The organism is Agrobacterium sp. DSM 25558 (assembly GCF_900100825.1).
In the GTDB taxonomy this organism is placed as follows: Bacteria; Pseudomonadota; Alphaproteobacteria; order Rhizobiales; family Rhizobiaceae; genus Agrobacterium.
Map to the genome: position 1 here is coordinate 39,393 of NZ_FMUD01000038.1, position 8,295 is coordinate 47,687.

General features: G+C 57.2%; 9 protein-coding genes. 6 read left to right on the forward strand and 3 right to left on the reverse strand.

What is annotated here, in order from left to right:
- Positions 1–92: 92 nt before the first annotated feature.
- Complete coding sequence (locus DSM25558_RS23470) at positions 93–1,085, forward strand: serine hydrolase domain-containing protein (RefSeq protein WP_077107082.1); 993 nt, start codon at positions 93–95, stop codon at positions 1,083–1,085.
- Here DSM25558_RS23470 and DSM25558_RS23475 read toward each other — a convergent pair.
- The gene (locus DSM25558_RS23475) at positions 1,082–1,435 is read right to left on the reverse strand and encodes a lysozyme inhibitor LprI family protein (RefSeq protein ID WP_077107083.1); all 354 of its coding nucleotides are present in this window, start codon (positions 1,433–1,435) and stop codon (positions 1,082–1,084) included. The genes DSM25558_RS23470 and DSM25558_RS23475 overlap by 4 nt on opposite strands.
- A gap of 165 nt (positions 1,436–1,600) precedes the next feature.
- Between DSM25558_RS23475 and DSM25558_RS23480 the strand changes: the two genes are divergently transcribed.
- Positions 1,601–3,007, forward strand: a complete 1,407-nt coding sequence (locus tag DSM25558_RS23480) for a DegQ family serine endoprotease (RefSeq protein WP_077107084.1) — start codon at positions 1,601–1,603, stop codon at positions 3,005–3,007.
- On the forward strand, positions 3,004–4,320 hold the full coding sequence (locus DSM25558_RS23485) for a replication-associated recombination protein A (protein WP_077107085.1): 1,317 nt from the start codon (positions 3,004–3,006) through the stop codon (positions 4,318–4,320). The genes DSM25558_RS23480 and DSM25558_RS23485 overlap by 4 nt, the downstream gene beginning before the upstream one ends.
- Before the next feature lie 17 nt (positions 4,321–4,337).
- Here the strand turns inward: DSM25558_RS23485 and DSM25558_RS23490 are convergent, their stop codons facing one another.
- The gene (locus DSM25558_RS23490; protein WP_077107092.1) at positions 4,338–4,661 is read right to left on the reverse strand and encodes a DUF1883 domain-containing protein; all 324 of its coding nucleotides are present in this window, start codon (positions 4,659–4,661) and stop codon (positions 4,338–4,340) included.
- Between the two features lie 243 nt (positions 4,662–4,904).
- Between DSM25558_RS23490 and DSM25558_RS23495 the strand changes: the two genes are divergently transcribed.
- The 3 genes from DSM25558_RS23495 (at position 4,905) to DSM25558_RS23505 (ending at position 7,907) form a co-directional block, all read left to right on the forward strand.
- Positions 4,905–6,098 (forward strand): extensin-like domain-containing protein, encoded by a 1,194-nt coding sequence (locus tag DSM25558_RS23495; protein WP_077107086.1) that lies wholly within the window; start codon positions 4,905–4,907, stop codon positions 6,096–6,098.
- A gap of 124 nt (positions 6,099–6,222) precedes the next feature.
- Entirely contained in the window at positions 6,223–7,149 is a 927-nt protein-coding gene (locus DSM25558_RS23500; RefSeq protein WP_077107093.1) for an ABC transporter ATP-binding protein, read from the forward strand.
- Positions 7,146–7,907, forward strand: coding sequence for an ABC transporter permease (locus tag DSM25558_RS23505; RefSeq protein WP_077107087.1), 762 nt, complete (start codon positions 7,146–7,148; stop codon positions 7,905–7,907). Before DSM25558_RS23500 ends, DSM25558_RS23505 begins: the two co-directional genes overlap by 4 nt.
- A gap of 120 nt (positions 7,908–8,027) precedes the next feature.
- Here DSM25558_RS23505 and DSM25558_RS23510 read toward each other — a convergent pair.
- Positions 8,028–8,295, reverse strand: a 268-nt coding sequence (locus tag DSM25558_RS23510; RefSeq protein ID WP_143240227.1) for a transposase, incomplete at its 5' end; no start/stop codon positions are given.

Below are 8,295 nucleotides of genomic sequence, written 5' to 3' on the forward strand. Positions count from 1 at the left end.
CCGTTGTTCGCGCGCGCTTTGTCACCGCTGGGTGAAGTCACAAACGAGTGAGAGGCCTTCTGCCTCTTTCGAAAGGCACTAAGTAAGGCACCATGAAACGCCGCACAGCACTTGCCCTCATCGCCTCACTCCCACTCGCATCAGTCGTTCGCGCGCAAACGCGCGATGGCGTGCCGAAGCTGCTCGAAGATGCCGACGCGCTGGATAGCTTGAAGACAGTCATCGTCAGTATCGATGGCAAGGACGTCGCCAGCCGCGCCTATCATGGTGCTTCGCTGAATGGTTCGACCAATATCAAGTCCGCTTCGAAATCCATCGTGTCCGCCTTGGTGGGTATAGCGATAGACCGGAAGATATTGGAAGGTGTCGATCAGCCGATATCTTCCTTGCTTCGGACAGACTTTCCAGCAAAACCCGATCCGCGTATTGAACGTGTCACAATTGGCAATCTGCTGTCCATGCAATCCGGTCTGGAGCGCATGTCCGGCCCCAATTACGGGCGCTGGGTTTCCAGTCGAAACTGGGTGCGCATGGCGCTCGGTTCTGGTTTTGCGGGAGAGCCGGGTGGCGGCATGCTTTATTCCACCGGGTCCACGCACTTGCTGTCGGCTATTCTGACCAAGGCGTCGGGCAAGTCTACACTCGCTCTGGCGCGTGACTGGTTTTCCCCACTCAACGGCTTTTCCATCGGCTCATGGGAGCGTGACCCGCAGGGCATTTATCTCGGTGGAAACCAGATGGCGATGACGGCGCGGTCTTTGCTGGCGTTTGGCGAGATCTATCGTCGCGGTGGCGTTACGCCGGATGGGGAGCGAATTGTCTCTCAGAGCTGGATTGACCAATCCTGGGTCCAGCGCACCAATTCCGTCTTCAACGGCGATGGTTACGGCTATTGCTGGTTCATCAAGGAGATGGCGGGAGAGATGGTGTATTACGCCTGGGGCTATGGCGGGCAGATGCTTTACATCGTGCCTTCGAAGAAACTGTCTGTGGTGATGACATCGCGCGAGGATGCGCCATCAGCCCGCACCGGGTATCGGGACCAGTTGCACGGGCTGATGGGCGGAATCATTTCAGCGGTTTAAAGCGGTCTGTTGATGTTGAGAAAGGCTTCGCTGAGCTTCTTCATGCGCTCATCATAGGCGGTGGTCAGGCAGGCGACATCTGCTGCGCATGTCTGGCGGTGTTTCAGCCATTCACTCTGCTGGGTCTTCAACTCATCGCGTGCGCCCATTGCCATCAATTGCGTGACGATGTCGAATGTCGTGGCCATGCGCACGTCCTGGTCGTTTAGCGCACGGTTTTCGCAAATCGTTTTTTCGTCGGCGGCAAGATCTGTCTTTGTGCAATCGAAGCTGGCAGCACCGACGGGTGAGCCATGGGAATATGAGGCGACGACAATAAGAGCAGCAAGAATATGTTTCTTGAAATGCATGTGGATCTCTTTTCCATAAACGGTCTTATAAGCCGTCTAAAGCAGGAAACAGGGTAACTTGTTCCATCCCGCAGTTTAAGGCGTGTTCCGTCATGATCTCGCCGCCCTTTGATTTATAGGCTCAAGCGTTATAACTCCATCATATTGATGAGGATGAGGAATCACATGCCAAGCATGTTGAACTATTTAACCACCGGCTTTCTTGCAACGATGCTTGCTCTGCCAGTTCCCGTGCAGGCGCAAGACAACAAGACCGTACCTGCCAGCACGGCGGAAATGCAGCTGTCCTTTGCGCCGCTGGTCAAGCGCACAGCGGGGGCCGTGGTCAACGTTTACGCCGAACGGCTCGTTCAAAAGCGGGCTTCACCCTTTGCGGGCGATCCCTTCTTCGAACAGTTTTTCGGGCAGCAATCGCCAAACCGCACGGAAAAGCAGTCGTCGCTCGGCTCCGGCGTTATCGCCACCGCAAGCGGGCTGGTGGTAACGAACAACCACGTCATCGATGGTGCAGACGATATCAAGGTTGCGCTGGCCGATGGGCGTGAGTTTCCCTCCAAGGTTCTGCTGAAAGATGACCGTCTGGATCTCGCGGTTCTGCAGATCGACGCCAAGGAAGAGTTCCCTGTTCTGGCGCTCGGCAATTCCGATGCGACCGAGGTGGGTGATCTCGTCCTTGCCATCGGCAACCCATTCGGCGTTGGACAGACGGTCACGAGCGGTATCGTGTCGGCACTGGCGCGCAACCAGGTCACCCAGGGCGATTTCGGGTTTTTCATCCAGACGGATGCCTCCATCAACCCCGGTAACTCCGGTGGCGCGCTGATGAACATGGCGGGTGAACTGATCGGCATCAACACGGCCATCTTCTCACGTGGTGGCGGTTCCAACGGTATCGGTTTTGCCATTCCGGCCAATCTGGTGCGGGTGTTTCTGGCTGCTGCCGAAAAGGGTGAAACGAGCTTCCAGCGTCCCTACGTCGGCGCGACTTTCGATCCGGTCACATCGGAAGTGGCCGAGGCACTGGGCCTCAAGCGAGCTCGCGGCGCGCTCGTCGTTGGCGTGGTCAAGGATGGGCCAGCCGAAAAGGCGGGCATCGAGCCGGGGCAGGTGGTGACGGCGGTCAATGGTATCTCGGTGGAACACCCGGACGCGCTGGGCTACCGCCTCACCACGGCTGGCATCGGTAAGTCCGCGACCATTACCCTGATCGACAAGGGCAAGGAGAAAAACGTCACCATCGCGCTTGATACGGCACCTGAGACAGCGCCGCGTGATGAACGCTTGCTGGAAGGACGCAATCCCTTTGCGGGCGCGACTGTTGCCAATCTTTCGCCGAAGCTCGCCGACGAGTTGCGGATGCCGACCAGCACAACAGGTGTTGTCATCATGGATGTGAAGCGCAATTCTCCGGCCGCCCGCGTTGGTTTCCAGCCAAAGGACATCATCGTCTCGCTGAATGGTACGGATATGACATCCACAGCGAATGTCGAAAAAGCGCTGGAAGACAATCCCGGCTTCTGGCGTCTTGAGATCATCCGTGATGGTCAGCGCATCCGGCAATTCTTGCGATGAGCGGCGATCTCTTTGCCCCACAGATTCCAGCGGAGGTCGCCAACCGGCGGCCTTTGGCGGACAGGTTGCGCCCGACCACGCTTGCCGAGGTCACGGGCCAGCCGCATCTGACGGGTGAAGAGGGCGTTCTGCGCCGTATGATCGAAAGCGGCTCACTGGGATCGATGATTTTCTGGGGCCCGCCGGGCACCGGTAAGACTACGGTTGCACGTCTTCTTTCCGGCGAGGCTGGGCTGGCTTTCGAGCAGATATCCGCCATCTTTTCCGGCGTTGCCGACCTCAAGAAGGTTTTCGAAGGCGCGCGCACCCGCCGCATGAACGGACGGCAAACCTTGCTGTTCGTGGACGAAATCCACCGCTTCAACCGCGCCCAGCAGGACAGTTTCCTGCCTGTCATGGAAGACGGTACGATCATTCTCGTGGGCGCGACGACGGAAAATCCGTCCTTCGAACTCAACGCCGCTCTTTTGTCGCGCGCGCGGGTGCTGACGTTCAAGTCGCATGATGAGGAAAGCCTTGCCGAGCTTCTGACGCGCGCCGAAAGCGTCGAGGAAAAGCCGTTGCCGCTGACCGATGACGCACGCGCCTCGCTGATCCGTATGGCGGACGGTGACGGGCGTGCTGTGCTGACTTTGGCGGAAGAGGTTTGGCGTGCTGTCCGCAAGGACGAGGTGTTCGATACGGAAGGCCTTACGCATATCGTCCAGCGTCGCGCGCCTGTTTATGACAAGGCGCAGGACGGGCACTACAATCTCATCTCCGCGCTGCATAAGTCTGTGCGCGGCTCCGATCCGGATGCTGCGCTCTACTATCTGGCGCGTATGATGGATGCTGGCGAAGATCCGCTTTACCTTGGGCGACGACTGGTGCGGATGGCGGTTGAAGATATCGGGCTTGCCGACCCGCAGGCGCTGGTCATCTGTAACGCCGCCAAGGACGCTTATGATTATCTCGGCTCGCCCGAAGGTGAGTTGGCTTTGGCGCAAGCCTGCGTCTATCTGGCGACCGCACCCAAATCCAACGCCGTCTACACAGCGTTCAAAGCAGCGATGCGGGCGGCCAAGGAAAACGGCTCGCTGCTGCCACCCAAGCATATTCTCAATGCGCCGACGAAGCTGATGAAGAGCGAAGCCTATGGCGATGGCTATCGTTACGACCACGATGAGCCGGATGCTTTTTCAGGGCAGGATTATTTCCCGGAGAAAATGGGCCGCACGACGTTTTACGATCCGCCGGATCGCGGCTTCGAGCGAGATATCCGCAAACGGTTGGATTGGTGGGCGAAGCTGCGCCGCGAACGGAACGGCAAATAGCCCGTCGTATAACGATCTTATGCGCTCGCTTGCGAGGCTTCGCGATTGAGCGGTACGGCACGCGGTGGCAGCATTTTCACGGCTGATTCTGCAAGGGTGTTATGCCCCTCACAATCCACGATGAGATGCCAGTGCGACGTCTCGGGGATTGTTACGCGGATCGGCGACTTCTTGGCCACGCCACCCAGATATTTGAAGTCCAGCATTTCCGTGAATCGCTGATAGTTGCCCGACGTCATCAACCGGACATTGTTGACGGCATTCAACGATACTTCGATGATCGCGCCTGCGCGCAATTCTCTCAGATCGTAATGGGTAAAGCGGAAGCCTGGCTTGGCCATGATGAGCCCCGTAATCGTTAGCTGCGTCTCATAACGATACGCCAGGATGATGAACGCTTCGTTAGCGCGGACTGCATTCATCCCTTTGTCGAATGCCTGGCGACTTCGACCTGTCCGGCTTTTGCGCGGCAAACCCTTACCCGTGAGTTTCTCTGCGCCCGTAAAAAGGGTTCGTTTACCAAATTTCTTTAAGATTTGATTCTATTGCCGCGCTTTGCGGCCGCTGAAGGCACGGGTTCTGGTATGGCGTATGTTTCCCTTCCGCGTCGTTTTGTGACGTTGCTGACGATTTCCACGGTGATCGCGTCCTGTTCGGCTGAGGGGTTGGTGCCGCCTGCCGAAGTCGATGGATCGACGCGCGTTAGTTCCATACGCTCATCCAATCAGCAGACTTACAGCGCACCACCTGCCGGTGTTGCTTCAAACCAGCCAGCGAACGATTATGCACCGCTGTCGCAACCCATGCCGGAGCACACGCCGTCTCGTGATCCGCTATTGCAGGCAGGGCCAGGTGAGCAATATTCGACACTGGATGCACAACAACAGCGGCTGGGTGGTGCATCACCACCGATGTCAAGCCAGATGGCCGAGGGTGAGGGCGGTGTCAACATGGATGACGGCTTGGGTGTTGCCCCGGTACGCGGTCTGGCCGAAGAGCAGGACATGGAAGTCTCCGGAGGCCAGCCCAGCCAGACCATGCAGGGCGAGATGGACAGCCAGGTGCCGATGTCTCCCGCACCGCGCCGACAGTCTGCCAGCCAATCGCGCCTCATTCCGCCGCCCGGCGAGGGGCAACGTCAGCGTCAGCCTGTTCAGGATGTTGCGATGCTGATGCCTGACAATCCAACGCAGGAACGCCGTATGTCATCGCCGCCGGGCATGATGCCGCAATCGGAAGTGTCGTGCCGCTCCGAACTGCGCAGGCTTGGCGTGGCGTTCCGCGATGTTGCGAGCATTGCCGATGGCCCGACCTGCGGTATCGATTACCCTATCGAACTATCGGGCCTTGCCAGCGGTGTCGCAATCCGCCCAGCGGTGAAGTTGAATTGCCAGGTGACGCTGGCCTTTGCCAAATGGGTGAAATTCGAACTCGTGCCATCGTCGCGCTTCCGCTATCTCTCCGGCGTCGAGCGCATCACGCCGATGGGTGGTTATTCCTGCCGCAAGATGAATTCGCGCTCCAGCAATCCATGGTCTGAACATGCGCGCGGCAATGCCATCGATATCGGCACAATCACGCTGAAGAACGGTAAGGAAATCGACGTGCGTTCCAAGAGCTTTTTCGCATTCCGCGAGAAAGGTCTTCTGAAGGCGGTGCGCAGTGACAGCTGCAAATATTTCTCCACCGTTCTGGGGCCGGGCAGCGATCCAAACCACTGGAACCACTTCCACTTCGATCTGCGCACCCGCAAATCCGGCTATCGCCATTGTAGCTGAGATTGGTCTACTCATAACGGACCCGCATGTAGAATGATCTTCCTGCGGGGATGGCTTTTAAGCAATCTTGAACCTATATGCTGTCCAGCAAGATTGTGTTGAAAGATTTCTTATGAACTCCCCCATAAAGCCAATCGTTTCCATCCAGAACCTGACCAAAGCCTATGCCAATGGCTTTCAGGCTCTCAAAGGCGTTACACTCGACATTCAGCAGGGCGAAATCCTGGCGCTTCTCGGGCCGAACGGCGCGGGTAAGACCACGCTGATTTCCATCGTCTGCGGGCTGGTCAATCCCAGCGGCGGAAAGGTGCTGGTCGGCGGCCATGATGTGGTCAGCGAGTTTCGCAAAACCCGCGAACTCATCGGCCTCGTACCGCAGGAATTGACGACGGATCAGTTCGAAACGGTCTGGAATACGGTATCTTTCTCCCGCGGTCTGCATGGGCAGAAGAAGAACCCGGAGCTGGTCGAGCGCATTCTGAAATCCCTGTCGCTTTTCAGCAAGAAGGACAACATGCTGCGCGAGCTCTCCGGCGGCATGAAGCGGCGTGTGCTGATTGCCAAGGCGCTGGCGCATGAGCCGAAAATCCTGTTTTTGGATGAGCCGACGGCGGGCGTCGATGTCGCCTTGCGTCGGGACATGTGGAGGGTGGTTGAGGACCTGCGCGCAACCGGCGTCACCATCATTCTCACCACCCACTATATCGAAGAAGCCGAAGAGATTGCCGACCGCGTCGGCGTCATCAATGGCGGTGAGCTTTTGCTGGTGGAAGACAAGACTGCACTGATGCAGAAGCTTGGCCGCAAACAGCTTTCGCTCGAACTGACGGAGCCGGTGAAGGTTCTGCCGGACAGTCTTTCGCAATACCAGCTTTCCCTGTCCGAAGACGGTACCTGCCTGACCTACGAATATGAGGGCAATGGCGAGCAAAGCCGTATTGCGGATGTCTTGGCAGCGCTTTCTGCCGCTGGCATTCACTTCAAGGATATTTCAACGCGGCAGAGTTCTCTCGAAGACATTTTCGTGGCGCTGGTGGGAGGTCAAAAATGAACTTCGAGGCAATCAAGTCCATCTATCTGTTCGAAATGGCCCGCACCCGCCGCACGCTTCTGCAAAGCGTCGTGTCGCCGGTTATTTCAACCTCGCTCTATTTCATCGTGTTCGGCACCGCCATTGGGTCACGCATCCAGGAAGTGGACGGCATTTCCTACGGCGCGTTTATCACGCCCGGTCTCATCATGCTGACTTTGTTGACGCAATGTATCAGCAACGGTGCTTTTGGAATCTATTTCCCCAAATTCACCGGTACGATCTACGAAATTCTGTCAGCGCCCGTGGCGATGTCTGAGATCGTCATCGGTTATGTCGGAGCCGCCGCCACAAAGGGGCTGATGATCGGCACGATCATCCTCGTTACCGCGTCCTTCTTCGTGGATATATCGATCGCGCATCCGTTCATGATGCTGCTGTTTTTTGTACTGACGGCAATCAGCTTCAGCCTGTTCGGCTTCATCATCGGCATATGGGCTTCGAATTTCGAACAGCTCAATCTCATTCCCATGCTGGTCGTTCCACCGCTGACCTTCCTCGGTGGCAGCTTCTATTCCATCAACATGCTGCCACCATTTTGGCAGACCGTCAGCCACTTCAATCCGGTGCTGTATCTCATCAGCGGATTCCGGTGGAGTTTTTACGAGATTTCGGACGTCAATCCTCTGCTCAGCCTGGCGATGGTCACCTTGTTCCTGGCGGTGTGCCTTGGCGTGGTGAGCTGGATGTTCAAGACGGGTTATAAGCTGAGAAACTGATTATTTTTGCTCCGTCATCCCGCACTTGATGCGGGATCCAGTCAGCCCAAGCCTTGGGCTGAAAAGACTTTCGCGCGCAGACGCGCGTCGCTGGACCCCGCATCAAGCAACCGTGGACGATCAAGTAAAAGCAGGGTCTGTTTTTGCGATTGCGTTGAGGATGGTTATGAGCTTTCGGATTGTTGCGACGATGGCGATCTTAAAGGTTTTTCCGTTGCTGCGCAGGCGCTGGTAGAAAGTGCCGAGAATGGGATCCTTGATCTTGATTGCGCTCAGCGCGGCCATGTAGGCAATGTCGCGCAGATGCTTGCGTCCTCCAGAGCATTTGCCTCTGCGGTTCGAACTGCCGGATTGGCGCGCATGGGGAGCAACGCCCAGAAGGGCTGCA